Raw genomic sequence first — 19020 nt, 5'->3', positions numbered from 1 at the left:
TATGTTACTATTAAGAAAAGACTTCCCTTTTATAAAAAATCGAATTATATTTGCTAAAAATATTCAAACATGGAGTCATTACAGATAATTATAGAGAAAGCCTGGGAAAACAGAGCTTTGTTACAAGAAGAAACTACAACAAAGGCAATTAGAGAAGTAATTGAATTAGTTGACACAGGAAAATTACGTGTTGCAGAACCTAAAGGAGATGCTTGGCAGGTGAATGAATGGGTAAAGAAAGCGGTAGTAATGTATTTCCCTATCCAGAAAATGGAAACTTGGGAGTCGGGTATTTTTGAATACCACGATAAAATGTTACTAAAAACGGGTTATGCTGAAAAAGGAATTAGAGTTGTCCCTAATGCTGTGGCGCGTTACGGTGCTTACATCTCCAGTGGTGTTATCTTGATGCCTAGTTATGTAAACATAGGTGCTTATGTTGATGAAGGAACAATGGTGGATACATGGGCAACCGTAGGAAGTTGTGCTCAAATAGGTAAAAACGTTCACTTAAGTGGTGGTGTAGGTATTGGTGGTGTATTAGAACCATTGCAAGCGGCTCCAGTTATTATTGAGGACGGTGCATTTATAGGTTCGCGTTGTATTGTGGTTGAGGGAGTTCATGTAGGGAAAGAAGCGGTACTTGGTGCTAATGTTTGTTTGACAGCCTCTACAAAAATTATTGATGTTACAGGAGACGAACCAGTTGAAATGAAAGGCTTCGTTCCAGCTCGTTCTGTTGTTATTCCAGGTAGTTATACTAAAAAGTTTGCTGCAGGTGAATTTCAAGTGCCTTGCGCTTTGATCATCGGACAAAGAAAAGCATCGACAGATTTAAAAACATCATTAAATGATGCTTTACGTGAATATAACGTTGCGGTGTAATTTATTGATATTATAAAATATATTATTGTATATTCCTCCCTTAAACAGGGAGGTTTTTTTATGTTATGAAGATATTAGTTATACAACAAAAAATGATTGGCGATGTACTGGTAAGCAGTATTATATGTAATAATTTACGTCTTGCTTATCCAGATGCACAAATTGATTATCTCGTTTACGAAAGTACAAAACCCGTTCTTGAAGGCAATAAAAGCATTAGTAATGTAATTGTTTTTCAAGAAAAACACCGTAAAAACAAAAAAGAGCTTATCAATTTAGCATTAACAATTAGAGCCGAAAAATATGACTTATTAATTGATGCGTATTCTAAACTAGAAAGTTGGATCATTACTGCCTTGAGTGGTGCCAAAAGAAAAATATCATATAAAAAAATAGGCCGTACATTTTTATATACTGATAATGTTCCATTTGAAGATTTTCCAAGATCGGATTTAGGCTTAGCGATAGAAAGAAGACTTTCTTTATTGGAGCCTCTTAATTTAAAGATTAAAATTGATCCTCTACCCCAGTTATATGTTACTTCAGAAGAAAATGAAACGGCGCAGTCCTTACTAAAAAATCACCAAGTAGATCCTGATCGAAGAACAGTAATGATTAGTTTAATAGGAAGTGAAAAATTAAAAACATATCCGCTGAATTATATGGCTAAAGTAATTGATATTATTGCAGATAGTCATAATGTAAATATTCTTTTTAATTATTTTCCAAAGCAAATTAGTGATGCTAAAATCATCTTTGAAGCTACTAAAACTAGTACTCAAAAGAAGATTTATTTTGATTTATTGGCCAGTGACCTCCGTGGCTATATTGCTATTATGAACCAATGCGATATTATTATAGGCAATGATGGTGGTGCAATTAATATGGCCAAAGCATTGCAAAAACCCTCTTTTATTATTTTTTCCCCTTGGATTGAGAAAAAAATCTGGGCCACTTTTGAAGATGGTATTCATCATTTATCAGTACATCTAGAAGATTATAAAAAAGAACTTTTTGTTGCTAAAACAGAAAAAGAACTTAAAAAAGACGCATTAAAACTATATAAAGAATTCCAGCCTAAATTGTTTAAAAGCAAACTAGAAACTTTTTTATCTAATAATCTCTCTAATGACTAATTCTAAAGCTGCTATTATTCCTAACTTAAGTATTCTAATTATTACTTATAATGAAGAACAAAACATCAGCGAATTGCTAGAAACACTCTCTTTTGCTGATGAAATAATTGTAGTGGACTCTTATAGTACTGATGCTACTTTTAAAATTGCAAAGAATTATCCCCAAGTAAAAGTCTTGCAGCATCCTTTCGAGAATTATGCTGCACAGCGCAATTTTGCTATTAGTCAAGCCAAAAACAAATGGATTCTATTTTTAGATGCTGATGAAAGATTGAGTGATCAATTAATAAATGAAATTAAAGAAATAACATATCGTAAAACTACTTATAGGGGCTATTATTGTTATAGAACTTTTATGTTTGAAAACAATAAACTTCATTTTAGTGGATGGCAGACTGATAAAAGTATTCGTCTTTTTAAGAAAAAAGACAGCTATTACAATCCTGAAAAAACAGTTCATGAAAAACTAATTATCAAAGGCGCTATAGGAAAATTAAAAAACAAACTCACTCATTACACTTATAAAGACTACAACTCCTATAAGGCAAAAATGATTCGTTACGGAAAATTAAAAGCGATAGAAGAGTATAATAAAGGTACGAAACCTTTCTTTTTTCATTATTATCTGCGACCTGTTTTTCAGTTTTTCAATAACTATTTCTTTAGATTAGGAATTTTAGATGGCAAGAAAGGTTTAACTATATGCTACTTAAACGCACTAAGTGTTTGGATCCGTTTTCAAGAGTTAAAAATGATAAAAAAATAATTATTACGATTTCCAAAATTTCAATTTCTTTTTTAGTCTTCGTTTTTTTGCAAAATCTTCTTGGAATTGTGTTGTAGCTTGCCACATTTTTTCAAAAATTAGGGGTTCGCTTTCTTGATAATACTTAGCGTACTCATTACTCATGACAGCAATCATCTCTTTTTTTGGAGTAAGTCGCCTAAAATTTTTCATTCGCCTATCAAAATCCATCACTTCATGAAAATTCATTCGGTTTAAATCTACAAGATAAAAACTATAGTTTCCATTGGCTTCTTTTTTTATCAATGTATTTCCTGGTGAATGGTCTAAAAATTCAATTCCTTTTTCATGTAAGTCAAAAGTAAATTTCACAAATTGTCTTAAAATAACATCATGATCTGGAAAATCGGGCACTTCTACTAGTTCCCTAAAGGTAAGATTAGCTTCTAGATGTTCGCTAACATAATAACTATCACGTAAACCCAAACTATTAAAATTCTCAAAATAGGCTATAGGCTGTGGTGTTCCAATTCCTTTTTTTAGTAAAATGGTCGCATATTCAAAAGAACGTTTGGCCTTCGACTTTCTAAAATATTTGTAGGCAATTTTATTAATTAAATTAGGGATTTTGAAGGACTTTATATTAATTATTTTTCCTTCCAATTCAAAAAGTTTAATTACATTTCTATCACCATTGCCAAAGATAGAACCTTCAGAGTTGAAGTTTTTCACATAGCAAACAACTTCATTTTTAATAAAATTGAAGTCTATATTAAATATTTGTAACATTATAATTTATTTTTTAACAGTATCTACTGAAAATTAAGAATATCTAATTCAATAAAACTAATAATTTTAACTTATAGTTTTTTTTCAAAGATAAAAAATTATTTAAATGTCTTATATTTGTTTGCCTTTAAAACGATACGCACAAAAATTATTATACTTTTGTAAAGGCAATTATCGATTTGATACATCTACTTAATTTAAAAAGAAACCATGATTATTGGATCAATTATAATAATAAATTACAACACTGCAAAAATAACTTTACAAGCACTAGAGTCTATAAAGATAAATATTCAAAACATTAAAAACTTCGAAATCATACTAATTGATAATGCAAGTAATGAAGTTGATTATTACGAACTAAAGCGAGGTGTAGAGAATTTAAATCTTGATAACATTCAATTAATAAAGAGTAAATTCAACTTAGGATTTGGCGGAGGAAACATGCTTGGAGTTCAATATGCGATTGGTGAATATTATATTTTCATGAATAGCGATGTACTATTAAAAAACAACTCCCCTTTAGAAATGATTGAATTTCTTAAAAAAAATAAAAATACAAGTATAGTAGGATGTCAAGCAGTAACTGAAAAAAACGAGAAATTTAAAGCATTTGACTATGAATTAAGTTTAACTAATGAACTTTTTAGTAATTCAACACTTCAATTTCTTAATAAAAAGAAGTATCCTTCGAGAATGGTAAGCGCAACAGAACCATTACAAGTTGATTCTGTAGTTGGATCGCTCTTTACTTGTGTAGCTAATGACTTTGACTTAGTAGGCGGTTTTGATACAAATATATTTTTATATTACGAAGAAAAAGACTTGGCTTTTAGAATAAAAAAATATTTAAAAAAAAATATTTTTTTATTACCCCTCACTCAGTATATCCATCTAAAAGGACGAAGTAGCGGGTCTTCACAAAAAATGAAAAATGAATTAAAAATTTCTCAATTTTACGCAATTCAAAAAAATCTTGGTTCTTTAAAATACATCATTTTTTATATTATTTCGTTAGCTCTTTTTCTAATCAAAAGTCCTTTTAATAAAAAAAATAGAGCTTACTTATCATTATTACTAAAAGGAATTTCTACTTCACAATCAATTAAACACATCCAAAATAAATAAGCAATGACTATACTACACGTATCCGCAGTAAAAAATTGGGGTGGCGGAGAAAATCATATTGAAAACCTTTGTTTTGAATTAAAAAACACACATCCAGAAGTCACAAACATTATTTTATGTGTTAAAAATGGTCTTTTCCACAGTCGTTTATCAAAAACTGACCTACAATTTGAAACTGCTCCATTAGCGTTCAATTTAGATTTTAGGTTCTCCAGAAAAATCATTAAAATATGTAAAGAAAACAAAGTTGACATGATCCATATTCATGATCCTTCAGCAATTGCTTTATGTATTATTGCAGACAAGTTCTACAACTTACCTCCTTTTATTTTTAGCAAAAAAACCTCTTTTCCTATAAAAAAGAAAAAAACCACATTATATAAGTACAATTATTCAAAAATAAAAAAATACTTATGCGTATCAAATGAAACTAAAAGAGTTACTCAAGAGTCGATCACTGACAAAGACAAACTTACCACTATTTATCACGGAACAAATTTAAAATATAAAAGTACCGAGACGCCTTATCAATTAAGAGAAAAATTTGTGATAGATCCGTCAAAAAAAATAATAGGAATTATAGGAAATCATATTCGGGCTAAGAATTTTGAGACACTTATTGAGACTGTAAATATAATTATAAATAAAGAAAAAAGAAAAGACTTGATTTTCATCCAAATTGGGAATTTTACAGATAGAACACCTGAATTATTAGCAAATGTTAAGAAATATAAATTAGAGAACCATATTATTTTTCTAGGCTATACGCCAAATGCTTCTAATTTTATTCCGCAATTTGACGCTTTACTTGTAACATCCCAAAGCGAAGGAATTCCTCAAGTAATTTTTGAGAGTTTTTATCATAAAAAACCCGTTATAAGTACTAATGTTGGAGGTATACCTGAGATAATTGAACATAACATTAATGGTCTATTATCTCCTAAACATGATCCTAAAGATTTAGCTAAGCAAATAAGTTACTTGTTAAACAATCCAGATATTGTATCTAAATTCACATCCGCTTCTTATAAAAAACTACTTAGCCAATACACTACTAAAATTATGGCTGAAAAAACATTAGAACAATATATAAACAATATTGATATAAACATTTAATAATAAAACATCTATTGCTATCAAAATATTTAGAATCATTTAAATAACTATCATTAAATTTAACAAGATTTAAAAAAATTTAGTCTATTTTTTTTTTAAATCTTTAAACCTTTTTCTTCTCTATTATTAACAAATAAAGTTAAATTTGCCACTTATAAAATTGGACATTAGAATAGTCCTTCTAAACATAAGATAGGTATGAACATGAAGTTTTGGATTATTATTGTTTTTATTATTATTAGTATTAAAATAAAGGCACAAAACATAGCTGTAGGTTCAATCGATTTTATGGAAGAAAGATCTCGTAATGAACAATTACTAGGGAGACTAGATTCCTTAGTATCCTTTACTCTACGTCCTTTACCACAGAGTCTAATTAACAACTATCAAAATAACCTAAGGAAAGATAAAGTTAATCTTCAAATTCTTCCAATAAGCCTCACTCAACAATACAACACATCTGCACCTTCAGGATGGAACGATGGGTCGATGGTACCTGCAAAAGGCTACCAAACACTTTTGACTGCAGGATTATATGCCAATTATGGCCCATTAAAGATTCAAATAAAACCAGAATATGTATATGCTGCAAATCCTGATTTTGAAACATTTCCATTAACCGAAACCAACAACGTAAGAATAGGCCGAATCAGTTATCTTAATACTACAGACTTACCTGAAAGATTAGGTGATCAAAAATATCATCAGCTAAATTGGGGTCAAAGTAGCATCCGCCTTGACATAAAAAAAATATCAATGGGTATATCAACCGAAAATCTTTGGTGGGGACCTGGAAATAGAAATTCTCTCATAATGAGTAATAATGCTCCAGGCTTTTTACATTTTACAATAAATACTAGAGAGCCTATTAAAACATTTTTAGGTAGTTTTGAAGCTCAACTTATATCTGGGAAGTTAAAAAATTCTGGTTTTGATAGTCCTGATGCAGACTACATTGTTGATGGCAAGGATTACAAACTTCCAAAAGAACAACAATGGCGATATCTATCAGGTCTTTCAATAAATTACCACCCAAAATGGGTCCCTGGTTTGTTTTTGGGTTTGAATAGAGTTTTTCAAATATACAACAATTCTTTAGGTAGCGGTTTCTCAGATTATTTTCCAGTAATTACCCCTTTTCAAAAAGATAAATTAAAAGAGGAGGATGCTAAAGATCGCGATCAAGTTGCTTCATTATTTATTAGATGGTTCTTTAAAGAATCTAAAACTGAATTTTATTTTGAAAATGGATGGAACGATCATTCACAAGATATTTTAGATTTATTTGAATCTCCTTCACATTCAAGAGCTTTTTTGTTTGGTTTTAGTAAAATTTTCATTCTTAATTCTAATAAAGATAATTATTTAAAATTTAATTTCGAAAACACCCAATTACAGCAAAGCGCAGATCGTATTGTCAGACCTGCTGGAGCATGGTACCAGCATGGTATTGTACGAAATGGATATACTAACATGAGTCAGGTAATTGGCGCCGGTATAGGCCCTGGAAGCAATTCACAAACTTTAGATTTTAGCGTTTGGAGTAAACAAAAAGTGTGGGGAATTCAATTAGAACGTTTTGCCCATAATTTAGATTTCTATTATGATGTTTATGATGACTATGGTAACAAATGGGTTGACTTCAATATAAATTCCTACATCTATCGTAGGTATAGAAATTTAGGAGTGAATGCTAAATTTAATACCTCATTAATGGATAACTATCAATGGCAAAAAAATAATTTCAAATTAAACATGCAGCTTAAAGTTACCTTACAATATCATTTTTAATATAGCTTTTTGCAGTTAAAATTATAAGAGGCCATCTTTATTTATAAAGTATTTTCAAATACTTAAGATAATTTTCAATTCTATCATATTTTTCTTTAACTATTTTCATTAATGAAAAACAGCTACATATTCTTTGCAAAACACTTACCAATTTATAAAAATAATTAAATCTCCTATAATAAATTGATTGTAAACAATGAGCAATCCGCGCTTCTGTAATTATATTTTATTTAAATATTATAAATACCATTGGCTATTCTGATAAATACTTAGATATCGTTTCATTTGATTTTTTTTCATTTAACTATAAATTTATTTTGAATTAATTACATGATGAAATAAAGCACTATTCCATTATACACAAAATTTATACTTTAAACCATCATTCCCTAATCAATAACTAAACCAGAATCTTCACTTCTACAACGATGATAGAAAAATTATTACGATTTCCAAAATTTCAATTTATTTTTTAGCCTTCGCTTTTTTGCAAAATCTTTTTGGAATTGTGTTGTAGCTTACTACATTTTTTCAAAAATTAACGTTTCATTTTCGTGATAATACTTAGCGTACTCGCTACTGATTATTGCAAAAATTTCATTTTTTGGAGTAAGCTTACTAAAATTTTTCATTCGCATATCAAAATCAATCACTTCATGAATATTCATTCGGTTTAAATATAAAAGAAAAACTATAGTTTTCATTGGCTTCTTTTTTTATCAATGTATTTCCTGATGAATGACTCTAAAAATTCAATTCATTTTTCATGTAAGTCAAAAGTAAACTTCACAAATTGTCTTAAAATAACATCCTGATCAGGATAATTTGGAATTTAGACTAATTCTCTAAAGGTTAAGTCACAGTCAAAAGTTCACTTACATAATAGCTATCCAGTAAACTAAATTTATTGAAATTCTCAAAATAAGCCAGTGTCTGTGGTGTTCCAATGCCTTTCTGCAACAATACCGTAGCATACTCAAACGAATATTTCGCATTTAATTTTCAAAATTTTTGTAAGCTACTTTATTTACAATATTAGGAATCTTGAACGATTTGATATTTATCTTTTGTCCGTCTAGATTAAACAGATTGATAATATTGCGATCGCCATTGCCAAAAACAGTACCTAAATCAGATTTGAATTCCTTAATACAATTAAGAATTTGCTTTGAATTTTGAACCGATTTAGAGAACATGATTTTAATTGATATTAAGAATATTTTAGATTGACATTCACGTTAGGTTAGGCCTCGTAGCAGTTAAATAAAAAATATAACACTTCTACTCGTCCTTAATTTTAGGAATGAAGGCACAAAAATACACATACCATTTTTAGTGTTCAAATTAATATTGTAATTTCGTCAAAATATTAATAATAATAATGACTCATCAAAAAAGTGTTTTTTTAGAAACCCATAACATAAATAACAGAACTACTGGTTTTGGCACTTTCAATTATGAATTAATAAAAGGTTTAAATCAGATTCAATTCGACGATTTAAAACTTTATCTTAATAGTGGAAATCCCTATGAATTGAAATCAGAATTCGGTAATAAATTTAAATACAAACAATATATTGGCGCACATCGTTATAAAAATTTAAGACCGTTAAAAAAGTATGATTTATGGCATTCTGTTAATCAAAATTCTAAAATAGAACCAAGGTTTGAATCAAAATACCTCCTTACAATACATGATGTGAATTTTGTTGAAGAAATTTCATCTGACATGAACCATAAAAAAAACATTACCTTTATTGAAAAATTAAAAAAATCTACTGCAATCTCATATATATCTGAATTTGCAAAAAACCAAACTCACCAATACTTTGATGTCCCTAAAGTTCCTGAATATATAATTCATAATGGCAATCCTATCTCAACAAACCTCGATACTTCATTATACACTCCTGAAATACCTGTTGACAAACCATTTCTATATACAATTGGAGATTTTATAGAACGTAAAAATTATGTTTCAATTATAAATATGATGAAACATATTGATGATCTAAACCTTATTATATCTGGAAATAACAATAAAGAATATGGTACATATATTGCCCAATTCATAGAAGATAACAACCTAAAAGATCGAGTTTACCTAACAGGAAAAGTAAGTGAATTAGGAAAGCAATTTTACTTAAGTAACTGCCTCGCCTTTGTATTCCCTTCTATACGGGAGGGATTTGGACTACCTCCAATTGAAGCAATGCATTTTGGAAAACCCGTATTTCTTAGCAACAAAACATCATTACCTGAAATTGGAGGAGAGCACGCTTATTATTGGGATAATTTTGATTCTGAATACATGAAACAAAAATTAATTGATGGTTTAAATCATTTTTATAATAATAAAACTGAAATGGAATTTAATATGAAAACTAGAGCAGCAAACTTCTGTTGGAAAAAAGCAGCTGAAAAATATCTCAAAATATATAATAAGTGCTTAGAAATCTAATTTCAATAAATTCATAGTTAGATTTAAATTCAAACAATTTTAATTATTAAAATACATTATACTAGCCCTAATGAACATGCAGCTTACAATATCACTTTTAACACAAGTATACTCATATTAAATTAACATTTAAACATACAATTTTAACAAACAAACAAACACCTTTGCAAAAATTATTAAATTAAACAAATGGACCTCAATCAAGAAATCCAAAATGCTTACGAAATTATAAAAAATGGCGGAATCATACTCTACCCTACTGATACCGTTTGGGGAATAGGCTGTGACGCAACAAACCCTGAGGCTGTTGCCAAAATATATAAATTAAAAAAAAGAGCCGAAACACAAAGTATGATTGTACTGATGAACGGCGAAAAAATGATGTACAATGTATTCAAAGACATCCCTGAGGTGGCTTGGCAAATTTTAGATTTTTCTGAAAATCCAACTACTTTAGTTTTAGACAATCCTAGAAATGTTGCCACAAATTTAATTGCAACTGATAAAACTCTGGGTGTACGAATCATAAAAGAACCTTTTTGTTTCAAATTGTTAGAGCGTATGAAAAAACCATTAGTTTCTACGTCAGCAAACATATCAGGGCAAGCAACTCCAAAAAGTTTTAAAGAAATTAACCCTGAGATTATTAAAGGTGTGGACTATGTTGTAAATTTGCAACGCGATAAAATTGCTGGAAAACCATCAACCATAATTAAACTAACTCGCGATTCGCAGGTAAAAGTGATTCGCAAATAATATTTTGTTTAAGTTTTCAGTTTAGCAACTTTAAACTTAAAACTTCAAACATTTAAAAATGAGTATTAAAACTTCATATAAAGAAGCACTACACAATAAAATATTCCCAATCATATCTCAGGCATCACAAGAACTGAATGTAGACAGTTACGTTATTGGTGGTTTTGTTAGAGATTTAATCTTAGGAAGAGACTTTAAAAAGGATATCGATATTGTTGCTGTAGGAAGCGGAATCGAACTAGCACTTAAAGTATCTCAATTAATACCTAACAAGCCTAAAGTACAAGTTTTTAAGAACTACGGTACCGCCATGTTGCGTTTTGAAGATACCGAAATTGAATTTGTGGGTGCTCGTAAAGAATCATACCAATTTGAAAGCCGCAATCCTATTGTCGAAAATGGAACACTGCAAGACGATCAAGATCGCCGTGATTTTACTATAAACGCTTTAGCGATATCATTAAATTCAAAAAATTACGGTGATTTACTAGATCCTTTTGAAGGATTGAAAGACATCGAAAAAAAGATTTTAAGAACGCCTTTACAACCAGATGTAACCTACTCTGACGACCCATTGCGTATGATGCGAGCAATACGTTTTGCTAATCAATTGAATTTTGAAATTGAAGCTTCTTCATTGGCATCCATAACAAAAAATGCTGAACGTATTAAAATTATTTCTGGAGAGCGCATCGTAGATGAATTAAACAAAATACTTTCAACCGAAAAACCTTCGATTGGGTTCCTACTATTATATAAAACAGGACTGCTAGATATACTTTTACCCGAATTGACAGCATTGAATAATGTAGAAGAGATTGAAGGACAAACACATAAAAACAACTTTTATCATACCTTAGAAGTAGTAGACAACATTTGTCCAAATACTAATGATGTATGGTTGCGCTGGTCAGCTTTATTGCACGATATAGGAAAAGCACCTACCAAAAGATTCAATAAAAAACAAGGTTGGACTTTTCACGGACATGAATTTCTTGGTGGTAAAATGGTCAAAAAAATATTTGAGCGTTTACACATGCCTTTAAATCAAAAAATGAAATTCGTTCAAAAAATGGTTATGATGAGTTCACGACCAATTGTTCTATCACAAGATACTGTAACAGACTCAGCTGTGCGCAGATTGGTTTTTGACGCAGGAGAAGACGTAGAAGATTTAATGACACTTTGTGAAGCAGATATCACCACTAAAAATCCGAATAAATTCAAAAAATACCATAACAACTTTGTTATTGTTCGAAAGAAAATCGTTGAAGTGGAAGAGCGTGATCAAGTACGTAATTTTCAGCCACCAATTACTGGTGAACAAATTATGGAACTCTTTAATTTACAACCATCGCGCGAAATTGGAGTCTTGAAGGAAGCTATTAAAGAAGCCATACTTGAAGGTGAAATTCCAAATGAATATGAAGCCGCTTACCAACTTTTGTTAAAAAGAGCAGCCAAATTAGGTTTAAAAATTAACGCTTGTTAAATCAGTACTTGAGCACTAATGAGATAACTTTGTAAATGATTTATTAAAAATCAAATAAATTATATTTCAGAAAATTGATTTTAAAATGAAAAAAGAGAATAGATCTGTAGTAATCTGGTTATTATCCGGTTGTGTGTTATTATTTTTAATGGTTACCGTAGGTGGAATCACTAGACTAACAAATTCTGGCTTATCAATGACCGATTGGCACTTGGTTACCGATACTTTTCCACCGCTGACTGATGCGAAGTGGCAACAAGCTTTTAATCAATATAAAAAGTTTCCTGAGTATCAAAAAATCAATATTCACAATGATTTTCAACTCTCTGATTATAAATTCATCTACTTCTGGGAGTGGTTTCACCGCTTTATAGGACGTATTATTGGAATGGTATTTCTTATTCCTTTTATTTATTTTTTAATAAAAAAGAAACTCGACAGACCCACAATTAACAAATGTATTGTTCTTTTAGGGATGGGGGCTTTTCAAGGATTTTTAGGCTGGTTCATGGTAAGAAGTGGCTTGATTGATAATCCAGATGTAAGCCATTTTAGACTTGCATTACACCTTACTTTTGCTTTCATAACTTTTGCATACACCTTTTGGGTGGCCTTAGATTTGATCTATCCAGAGCGAAATAACAAAATTAAAACCTTACAAAAAATCGCTCGTTATGCGTTGGTTTTTTTATTAATCCAAATCATCTATGGTGGTTTTGTTGCAGGTTTAAATGCAGGATTAATACACAATCATTGGCCATTAATGGGAGACGGACAATTCATGCACGATAGTATTTTCATAGAGCAAAAAAACCTGTTTTTGAGTTTCACTGAAGGCAAAAGCGGGGTGCAATTTATTCACCGTACATTAGCTTATTTTGTAGTTGCTTTAATGGTTTTACTCTATTACAAAAGCCGCAAATTTAGTTTAAACAAAGGGCAATCTACGGGTGTAAACTTACTTGTAATTCTTGTCTTTATACAGTTTGTGCTAGGCGTATTTACCTTATTGTATGGCGTACCATTATGGTTAGGACTAACACATCAAATCAATGCGTTTTTCCTTTTATCAGCAATGACTTATACATTACATAGGTTGTCAAAATAACAATTCATCACTACAATTACCACCGACTACATTGTCACATTTCTTTGTTCATTATAAACAAAAATGTCTAAACTTGCTTCTCAGGATAGCTTCTTCGACTTATCAGATTACGGAAGATCATTTGGAAAAATGCTTGCAAATCTTTTAAAAAACACACGCTTCACTCCCATACATGTCACGCTTCTTTTTGGCCTTTCTGGTCTTATTGCGGTCTACTGCATATTAGAAAACCAGTATTACTTAGCAGGCTTTTTCATTATTTTAAAGTCGGGTATTGATGCCGCAGATGGTGAACTTGCTCGAATTAAAAACACGCCTTCTTACACAGGAAGATATCTCGACAGCGTGTTTGATATCATCTTAAACTTCTTTTTTTTAAGTGCTATTTGTTACATTTCAGAAACCTCTTTTCTAATGACTTTAGCAGCCTTTTTTTGTATCCAATTACAAGGAACCTTATATAATTATTACTACGTTATTTTACGAAATAAATCAGTGGGAGGAGACACAACAAGTAAGGTCTTTGAATATAAATCTCCGAAAGCTTTAGGTAACGAAAGTCAAAAATCTGTTGATATTTTATTCCAAATATACACCGTTGTTTATGGAGGGTTTGATAAAATTATTCACCTTTTAGACAGTGATGCTTATAAGGTAAAAACATTCCCAAATTGGTTTATGACTTTTGTTTCACTCTACGGCTTAGGGTTTCAATTGTTACTCATTTCGCTTATGTTAGCAATGAATAAAGTAAACTACATTGCTTCATTTTTTATTGGATACTCTGTTTTTATTATTATTCTAATAAGCATTAGAAAAACGCTTTTTAGAGTAAAAAAGTCAATATAGATAAAATCTATTCAACATGTATTAAATACATATTACCAATACATTAAACAAAACAATCTCTAGTATTGATTTAACCTTTACTTAATATCCTAGATAATCCTTTAAAATACAATTTTACAACAATTTATGAAAATATCATAACACATTTAGCGGTGTTTATTCGCAACTTTGCCATAACAACATTATTAATCATATAAACTAAAACGTTATGCCAAATTCAGAAGAAATTAAAGGAAACTGGAATGAGATGAAAGGGAAGCTAAAACAAAAATATGCTGATCTAACAGATGATGACTTACTATTTGAAGAAGGAAAAGAAGATGAAATGTGGGGGAAACTGCAACAAAAACTAGGTAAGACAAAAAAAGAAATTCAATCCTTATTTGAATAAATAAGATGATTGTAAAAGTAAAAACGGTTTCAATAAGATACTCGTTTTTTGTTTAGAAGAAAACAGAAAACCAGCCTTTTTGAAACCGCTTTTTTTTTCACTAAGAATAAACATTTTCATCAGCTTAACCAGTCTTTAAAATGCGTTACTTTTTCTCTACTTACAATTACATCATCGTTAACATAAGAAGGTAAAATAACTTTTAATCTTGAATTACTAAACACTATAATTTCCTTAATTGCTTTCATCGGAATTATAAACTTCCGACTGATTCTATAAAAATGTTTTGGGTCTAATTCTTGCTCTAAAATTTCTAAAGTAGAATCCACTAGATAATTTCTATTGTCAAAAGCATGAAGATAAGTTCCTTTATTTTCGCTATAAAAACATTCGACCTCCTCTACCGAAATCACTTTTAAGTGCTGCCCTATTTTAACCGTAAATCTTTTTTTGAATTCTTTCTCAAATGGATTGCCAAGCATTTTTTTTATTTCGTCAAAATCCAATTGCAACTTTTCTTTTTGTGGCAAGCGTTCTTTAAATTTTAAAACGGCTTGCTCCAGATCGTCTTCATCAATTGGTTTTAATAGATAGTCGATACTGTTTAATTTGAATGCTCGCAGTGCAAATTCGTCATAAGCTGTGGTAAAAATAACAGCACTTTTTATGTCAACTTTTTCAAAAATCTCAAAGGACAATCCGTCTGATAATTGAATGTCTAAAAAGATTAAATCTGGGTGTTCATTTTTAGTAAACCACTCGATCGCTTCTTCCACAGAATGCAACATCACATCGACCTTTATTTGTAACTTTTCGAGTTTGCGTTGCAACAATCTTGCTGCTGGTTTTTCGTCTTCGATTATTAATGTTTTCAATTTGATAATATGTATAAATTAGCGGTTAGCGTAAATTTTTTTTCTTACAAAAACTACTCCCACTTTGCAGCAGTATCTTTGTTCATAAATTCTTGAATTTTCTTTTGCTCCCAGTTCGAACCAAAAAACAGATCACGACCAAAAACAGACAAACCGTGTGCCGCTAATCCAATTCCCCAAAAAAACAGCGTACTCCATGTTTCCCACCTCAAAAATACTCCATCACTAATAATACTTCGGTTTAAAACAGAAGCAAAATGATAGCCGTTTATCAGAACATAAATTAATAAATGAATATAGAATCCTTTAATTCGCTTCATTCTTTTGTAAGCCATATTGTAGCGATTGTCAGGGATGCTTTGATCCACTCTGTAATTATCGTACTTACTCCGTCTATATCGTCCCATTTTATGTGATTTAAATTATTACAAAATTATTTTTTACTCGTGTTGCTTTTCCTTTTCCATAAATTCCTTTATCTTTTGCTCTTCCCATTTCTTACCAAAAAATGGCAGTAAATTAAAAACTTTAGCCCCATGTATTAAAATCCCTAAACCCCAACCTAACATTGGCCAGAAAAACCATAAATAACTTGGTGAAGTCAACAAATTAATTATCATCAATACCGTAATTGAAACTACATAACTAATCAAATTTCCATAAAACCCTTTTATTTCATCGACCCGCTCTTTAGCTTTATAATAGCGATCATCATTCTTGTTTCTATTATCCATAATTATTTCCCTTTTTGAGTTTTATTATTAGTATTCATAATGTTATGTAATTTTCGATCTTCCCATTTTTTTCCAAAAAAAGCAAAGCTCACTAGGGTATCAACTAAAGTCACTAAAAAAGCAGCGGTCCAAACAGCCATCACAAAGAAGTTAAGCTGGTTGAGAGGAAAAATATTAAGCCTTATTTTAAAATATTCTTTCAATATAAAAAAGGTTAAACCAATCATATAGATAAAAAAATGCATATAAAACGATTTTAATTTTCGGACTTTTTTACGCGCTATCTCTAAATCCTGATTTTCTTTATTACTGTTCTGATTCATCTTTATCATTATTTCCAGGTTTTATTGTTATCTGACTTACTTAAAATCTCTTGAATTTTTCTTTCTTCCCAGTTTTGACTAATTCCAAATACTTTAAAAGCATGCATAATTACCCCAAAACCCCAACCTCCAGCAGAGAACCAAAACCAATGAAATTGTGGAGAGAATCTTATATTAATGTAGATAATAATGGGGACCACACAACAATAAGATATTAAATTTCCATAAAACCCTTTTAATTCTTCCACTCGCTTTTTGGCACGATAATACGAATTGTTTTCGTCATGTATTGCAGTTGCTTCCATATCTGAAATTTGTTTGGTTAATATTGGTATTTTGACTTTAAAAGTTTGGTCATTTTGCTCAATCATTACTTTGCGTTTACTTATAATTCCGTATCTGTTGATGATATTTTGTAAGCCAACGCCTTGTCTATTTTGCAGCACTTCTTTCTTTTGGAGGTCATTCTGAACTACTAAAGTGCCGTTTTCGATAAAAATCCTAATTCGCAATGGTTTTTTTGCACTGATGACATTGTGTTTTACAGCATTTTCTAAAAGTAACTGTAAGGATAGTGGCACAACCTTAGCTTCGGGCTCTGGGTTTTCTATTTCTATTGTGTATTCCAAGCTGTCCTCAAAACGCATTTTCAACAAGTTCATATAGGTTTTGGCGAAAGCCAACTCCTCCTCAACCGAGACTAAATCTTTATCTTTTTGTTCCAAAACATAACGGTAAACCTTAGATAATGAGGTGGTAAAACGTTGTGCATTCTCTGGATTCTCTTCAATCAAAGAACTCAAAACATTTAAACTATTAAATAGAAAATGAGGATCTATTTGATTTTTTAAACTTTCGAATTTAGCTGATGCCGTTCCTGCAATAATCTTCTGTTCTTTGACTTTATTTTCATTGTATGCTTTGTAGAAATAAAGCGAGTAAATCCCCAGGAAAACAACAAATGAAGTTACAGCAGCAACAATATAATTAGAAAGCGTTTCTGATTCGAAAAATGTTGCAAAACTCTTGTTTTCGACAACTACATCTTCAAAAATCCGAAGTAGAAAAATAACGAACAATGACAAAACCAGAGAACTAAACAGACTCACAACCAATCTTTTGAGCGTGTACCCCTGCTGTTTGAAAAATGATTTTAGCACCATAAAAAGAACTGCATTGGCATAATACAAAACCATCCCATACAACACCGTGTACAAAAAATTAACTTTGAAATGATGATCAAAAGTGATCATTCCTCCGTTCATCACTGGAATTATAGTCAATACGATAAAAATTAGTATCGAAATAATTAATGCTCTCGGAAATTCTTTTATGAGTTTGTTCATGATATTTATTATTTTCAGACTGCTGCAATGGTCCTTTTTTAACTATGTTAAGCAACACCATCTACTACAAATTTAAGAGAATGTGAGGTTTTAATCAGTATCGCTTTTTATTTCTTTATATTTTAACGAACAATGACTTATTTATTTCTATTTCAAAAGTACTACTGTTGTTACTTTAAATAAATTTAAAAGTACCGAACTGTTGAATTTTAAGGATGAATTGTTGCACTATATTTAGAAGCAAATACAATTGAGGGAATTGACCCAAAAATTCCACAGATAAGCACAGATAAAATTATTGATTATTTGACTCATGTTTTTGATTTTCAAGAATGAGTTGTGGATTTTTAATTTTGGTTTATATTTACAAACGCACACCCATGTTTACGGAGGCAGTTTGCATGAGGGATAGCAATGAAAATCCATTTTTGAGGCTTTTGACAAAAAAAGATTGTAACGTCCCGATAGCTATCGGGAACTGTAGGGCTTGCCCAAATAATTATTTAATGAGAAGCTATTAGAAAATGATGACTGAAAAAGATAAAATGATCGCGGGCGACTATTACAATGCGGGCGACGTAACCCTAGTTAAAGACCGCCGCAGAGCAAAAAACCTGCTTCATAGATTGAATATTACCGAATATCGAATTACTAAAAAAGCGCGGGAAATCATCAAGGAATTGATTCCTGATGCGGGTGCAAACTTGTATATCGAGCCCCCTTTTCACTGTGATTACGGATACAATATTAGTTGTGGCGAGAATGTTTACTTTAACGTGAATTGCGTAGTGCTGGACTGTGCGCCGGTGATTATTGGTTCGAATGTGTTTTTTGCTCCTGGCGTACATTTGTACACGGCTACTCACCCACTCGAGGCCGAATTACGACGTACACTCGAAAGCGCTTTGCCCATCACCATTGGCAACGATTGCTGGATTGGTGGGAACACAGTGATTTGCCCAGGAATTACTATTGGAAAAGGTTGTGTAATTGGCGCAGGATCTGTGGTTACCAAGGATATTCCTGAAAATTCATTGGCGGTGGGGAATCCTGCAAAAGTTATCAGGAAATTAAACCAATAATATCACGCTATTT

General features: G+C 30.8%; 21 protein-coding genes. 13 read left to right on the top strand and 8 right to left on the bottom strand.

Features of this window, described 5'->3' with window-relative positions; genetic code table 11:
- The first annotated feature begins 69 nt into the window (after positions 1-69).
- The 3 genes from ACVEGE_RS12910 to ACVEGE_RS12900 all read left to right on the top strand — a co-directional run bounded on the left by ACVEGE_RS12910 (position 70) and on the right by ACVEGE_RS12900 (position 2787).
- Positions 70-885: a 2,3,4,5-tetrahydropyridine-2,6-dicarboxylate N-succinyltransferase gene (locus ACVEGE_RS12910; RefSeq protein ID WP_173853138.1), complete on the top strand. Its 816-nt coding sequence runs from the start codon at positions 70-72 to the stop codon at positions 883-885.
- A 65-nt stretch (positions 886-950) separates the two neighbouring features.
- Complete coding sequence (locus ACVEGE_RS12905) at positions 951-2021, top strand: glycosyltransferase family 9 protein (protein WP_192499820.1); 1071 nt, start codon at positions 951-953, stop codon at positions 2019-2021.
- Positions 2014-2787 carry a glycosyltransferase family 2 protein gene (locus tag ACVEGE_RS12900; RefSeq protein WP_192499821.1) on the top strand — a complete coding sequence of 258 codons (774 nt, stop codon included), beginning with the start codon at positions 2014-2016 and terminating at the stop codon, positions 2785-2787. Before ACVEGE_RS12905 ends, ACVEGE_RS12900 begins: the two co-directional genes overlap by 8 nt.
- A 3-nt stretch (positions 2788-2790) precedes the next feature.
- On the opposite strand, the gene ACVEGE_RS12895 is transcribed toward ACVEGE_RS12900, so the two are convergent.
- Entirely contained in the window at positions 2791-3555 is a 765-nt protein-coding gene (locus ACVEGE_RS12895; RefSeq protein WP_192499822.1) for a lipopolysaccharide kinase InaA family protein, read from the bottom strand.
- Between the two features lie 210 nt (positions 3556-3765).
- Between ACVEGE_RS12895 and ACVEGE_RS12890 the strand changes: the two genes are divergently transcribed.
- The 3 genes from ACVEGE_RS12890 (at position 3766) to ACVEGE_RS12880 (ending at position 7590) form a co-directional block, all read left to right on the top strand.
- Positions 3766-4683 carry a glycosyltransferase gene (locus ACVEGE_RS12890; RefSeq protein WP_192499823.1) on the top strand — a complete coding sequence of 306 codons (918 nt, stop codon included), beginning with the start codon at positions 3766-3768 and terminating at the stop codon, positions 4681-4683.
- A 3-nt stretch (positions 4684-4686) separates the two neighbouring features.
- Entirely contained in the window at positions 4687-5799 is a 1113-nt protein-coding gene (locus tag ACVEGE_RS12885; RefSeq protein ID WP_173855629.1) for a glycosyltransferase family 4 protein, read from the top strand.
- Positions 5800-5997: 198 nt separating this feature from the next.
- Entirely contained in the window at positions 5998-7590 is a 1593-nt protein-coding gene (locus ACVEGE_RS12880) for a capsule assembly Wzi family protein (protein WP_192499824.1), read from the top strand.
- 521 nt (positions 7591-8111) lie between these two features.
- On the opposite strand, the gene ACVEGE_RS12875 is transcribed toward ACVEGE_RS12880, so the two are convergent.
- Complete coding sequence (locus ACVEGE_RS12875; RefSeq protein WP_225738039.1) at positions 8112-8294, bottom strand: hypothetical protein; 183 nt, start codon at positions 8292-8294, stop codon at positions 8112-8114.
- 291 nt (positions 8295-8585) lie between these two features.
- On the bottom strand, positions 8586-8786 hold the full coding sequence (locus tag ACVEGE_RS12870) for a hypothetical protein (RefSeq protein ID WP_225738040.1): 201 nt from the start codon (positions 8784-8786) through the stop codon (positions 8586-8588).
- Between the two features lie 185 nt (positions 8787-8971).
- Here ACVEGE_RS12870 and ACVEGE_RS12865 point away from each other — a divergent pair, with 185 nt between their 5' ends.
- The 6 genes from ACVEGE_RS12865 (at position 8972) to ACVEGE_RS12840 (ending at position 14647) form a co-directional block, all read left to right on the top strand.
- Positions 8972-10051 (top strand): glycosyltransferase family 4 protein, encoded by a 1080-nt coding sequence (locus tag ACVEGE_RS12865; protein ID WP_192499825.1) that lies wholly within the window; start codon positions 8972-8974, stop codon positions 10049-10051.
- Positions 10052-10240: 189 nt separating this feature from the next.
- Positions 10241-10807 (top strand): L-threonylcarbamoyladenylate synthase, encoded by a 567-nt coding sequence (locus ACVEGE_RS12860; RefSeq protein WP_192499826.1) that lies wholly within the window; start codon positions 10241-10243, stop codon positions 10805-10807.
- A 58-nt stretch (positions 10808-10865) separates the two neighbouring features.
- Complete coding sequence (locus tag ACVEGE_RS12855) at positions 10866-12299, top strand: CCA tRNA nucleotidyltransferase (RefSeq protein WP_192499827.1); 1434 nt, start codon at positions 10866-10868, stop codon at positions 12297-12299.
- Between the two features lie 85 nt (positions 12300-12384).
- Positions 12385-13407 (top strand): COX15/CtaA family protein, encoded by a 1023-nt coding sequence (locus tag ACVEGE_RS12850; RefSeq protein WP_192499828.1) that lies wholly within the window; start codon positions 12385-12387, stop codon positions 13405-13407.
- Between the two features lie 63 nt (positions 13408-13470).
- Complete coding sequence (locus ACVEGE_RS12845; protein WP_173855623.1) at positions 13471-14256, top strand: CDP-alcohol phosphatidyltransferase family protein; 786 nt, start codon at positions 13471-13473, stop codon at positions 14254-14256.
- Positions 14257-14464: 208 nt separating this feature from the next.
- On the top strand, positions 14465-14647 hold the full coding sequence (locus ACVEGE_RS12840; RefSeq protein WP_173853147.1) for a CsbD family protein: 183 nt from the start codon (positions 14465-14467) through the stop codon (positions 14645-14647).
- Positions 14648-14766: 119 nt separating this feature from the next.
- On the opposite strand, the gene ACVEGE_RS12835 is transcribed toward ACVEGE_RS12840, so the two are convergent.
- Genes ACVEGE_RS12835 through ACVEGE_RS12815 form a run of 5 tightly spaced genes read right to left on the bottom strand, consistent with a single transcriptional unit; the run spans position 14767 to position 17925 of the window.
- A complete protein-coding gene (locus ACVEGE_RS12835) occupies positions 14767-15522 on the bottom strand; it encodes a LytR/AlgR family response regulator transcription factor (protein WP_173855622.1) in 756 nt (251 codons plus the stop codon).
- Between the two features lie 53 nt (positions 15523-15575).
- A complete protein-coding gene (locus ACVEGE_RS12830) occupies positions 15576-15929 on the bottom strand; it encodes a 2TM domain-containing protein (RefSeq protein WP_173855621.1) in 354 nt (117 codons plus the stop codon).
- Positions 15930-15962: 33 nt separating this feature from the next.
- On the bottom strand, positions 15963-16256 hold the full coding sequence (locus ACVEGE_RS12825; RefSeq protein ID WP_173855620.1) for a 2TM domain-containing protein: 294 nt from the start codon (positions 16254-16256) through the stop codon (positions 15963-15965).
- Positions 16257-16258: 2 nt separating this feature from the next.
- Positions 16259-16579, bottom strand: a complete 321-nt coding sequence (locus tag ACVEGE_RS12820) for a 2TM domain-containing protein (protein ID WP_173855619.1) — start codon at positions 16577-16579, stop codon at positions 16259-16261.
- 8 nt (positions 16580-16587) lie between these two features.
- On the bottom strand, positions 16588-17925 hold the full coding sequence (locus ACVEGE_RS12815) for a histidine kinase (protein WP_192499829.1): 1338 nt from the start codon (positions 17923-17925) through the stop codon (positions 16588-16590).
- A gap of 524 nt (positions 17926-18449) precedes the next feature.
- Between ACVEGE_RS12815 and ACVEGE_RS12810 the strand changes: the two genes are divergently transcribed.
- Positions 18450-19007, top strand: a complete 558-nt coding sequence (locus tag ACVEGE_RS12810) for a sugar O-acetyltransferase (protein ID WP_192499830.1) — start codon at positions 18450-18452, stop codon at positions 19005-19007.
- Positions 19008-19020: the final 13 nt, after the last annotated feature.

This window comes from Flavobacterium sp. PL002, assembly GCF_054165825.1.
The sequence above is the reverse complement of the archived record's forward strand: the minus strand, read 5'-3'. Positions and strand labels throughout refer to the sequence as shown.

Coding starts and splice junctions, on each gene's coding strand:
- ACVEGE_RS12910 (WP_173853138.1), top strand. CDS start 70: ATGGAGTCATTACAGATAATTATAGAGAAAGCCTGGGAAAACAGAGCT.
- ACVEGE_RS12905 (WP_192499820.1), top strand. CDS start 951: ATGAAGATATTAGTTATACAACAAAAAATGATTGGCGATGTACTGGTA.
- ACVEGE_RS12900 (WP_192499821.1), top strand. CDS start 2,014: ATGACTAATTCTAAAGCTGCTATTATTCCTAACTTAAGTATTCTAATT.
- ACVEGE_RS12895 (WP_192499822.1), bottom strand. CDS start 3,555: ATGTTACAAATATTTAATATAGACTTCAATTTTATTAAAAATGAAGTT.
- ACVEGE_RS12890 (WP_192499823.1), top strand. CDS start 3,766: ATGATTATTGGATCAATTATAATAATAAATTACAACACTGCAAAAATA.
- ACVEGE_RS12885 (WP_173855629.1), top strand. CDS start 4,687: ATGACTATACTACACGTATCCGCAGTAAAAAATTGGGGTGGCGGAGAA.
- ACVEGE_RS12880 (WP_192499824.1), top strand. CDS start 5,998: ATGAACATGAAGTTTTGGATTATTATTGTTTTTATTATTATTAGTATT.
- ACVEGE_RS12875 (WP_225738039.1), bottom strand. CDS start 8,294: ATGAAAACTATAGTTTTTCTTTTATATTTAAACCGAATGAATATTCAT.
- ACVEGE_RS12870 (WP_225738040.1), bottom strand. CDS start 8,786: ATGTTCTCTAAATCGGTTCAAAATTCAAAGCAAATTCTTAATTGTATT.
- ACVEGE_RS12865 (WP_192499825.1), top strand. CDS start 8,972: ATGACTCATCAAAAAAGTGTTTTTTTAGAAACCCATAACATAAATAAC.
- ACVEGE_RS12860 (WP_192499826.1), top strand. CDS start 10,241: ATGGACCTCAATCAAGAAATCCAAAATGCTTACGAAATTATAAAAAAT.
- ACVEGE_RS12855 (WP_192499827.1), top strand. CDS start 10,866: ATGAGTATTAAAACTTCATATAAAGAAGCACTACACAATAAAATATTC.
- ACVEGE_RS12850 (WP_192499828.1), top strand. CDS start 12,385: ATGAAAAAAGAGAATAGATCTGTAGTAATCTGGTTATTATCCGGTTGT.
- ACVEGE_RS12845 (WP_173855623.1), top strand. CDS start 13,471: ATGTCTAAACTTGCTTCTCAGGATAGCTTCTTCGACTTATCAGATTAC.
- ACVEGE_RS12840 (WP_173853147.1), top strand. CDS start 14,465: ATGCCAAATTCAGAAGAAATTAAAGGAAACTGGAATGAGATGAAAGGG.
- ACVEGE_RS12830 (WP_173855621.1), bottom strand. CDS start 15,929: ATGGGACGATATAGACGGAGTAAGTACGATAATTACAGAGTGGATCAA.
- ACVEGE_RS12825 (WP_173855620.1), bottom strand. CDS start 16,256: ATGGATAATAGAAACAAGAATGATGATCGCTATTATAAAGCTAAAGAG.
- ACVEGE_RS12820 (WP_173855619.1), bottom strand. CDS start 16,579: ATGAATCAGAACAGTAATAAAGAAAATCAGGATTTAGAGATAGCGCGT.
- ACVEGE_RS12815 (WP_192499829.1), bottom strand. CDS start 17,925: ATGAACAAACTCATAAAAGAATTTCCGAGAGCATTAATTATTTCGATA.
- ACVEGE_RS12810 (WP_192499830.1), top strand. CDS start 18,450: ATGATGACTGAAAAAGATAAAATGATCGCGGGCGACTATTACAATGCG.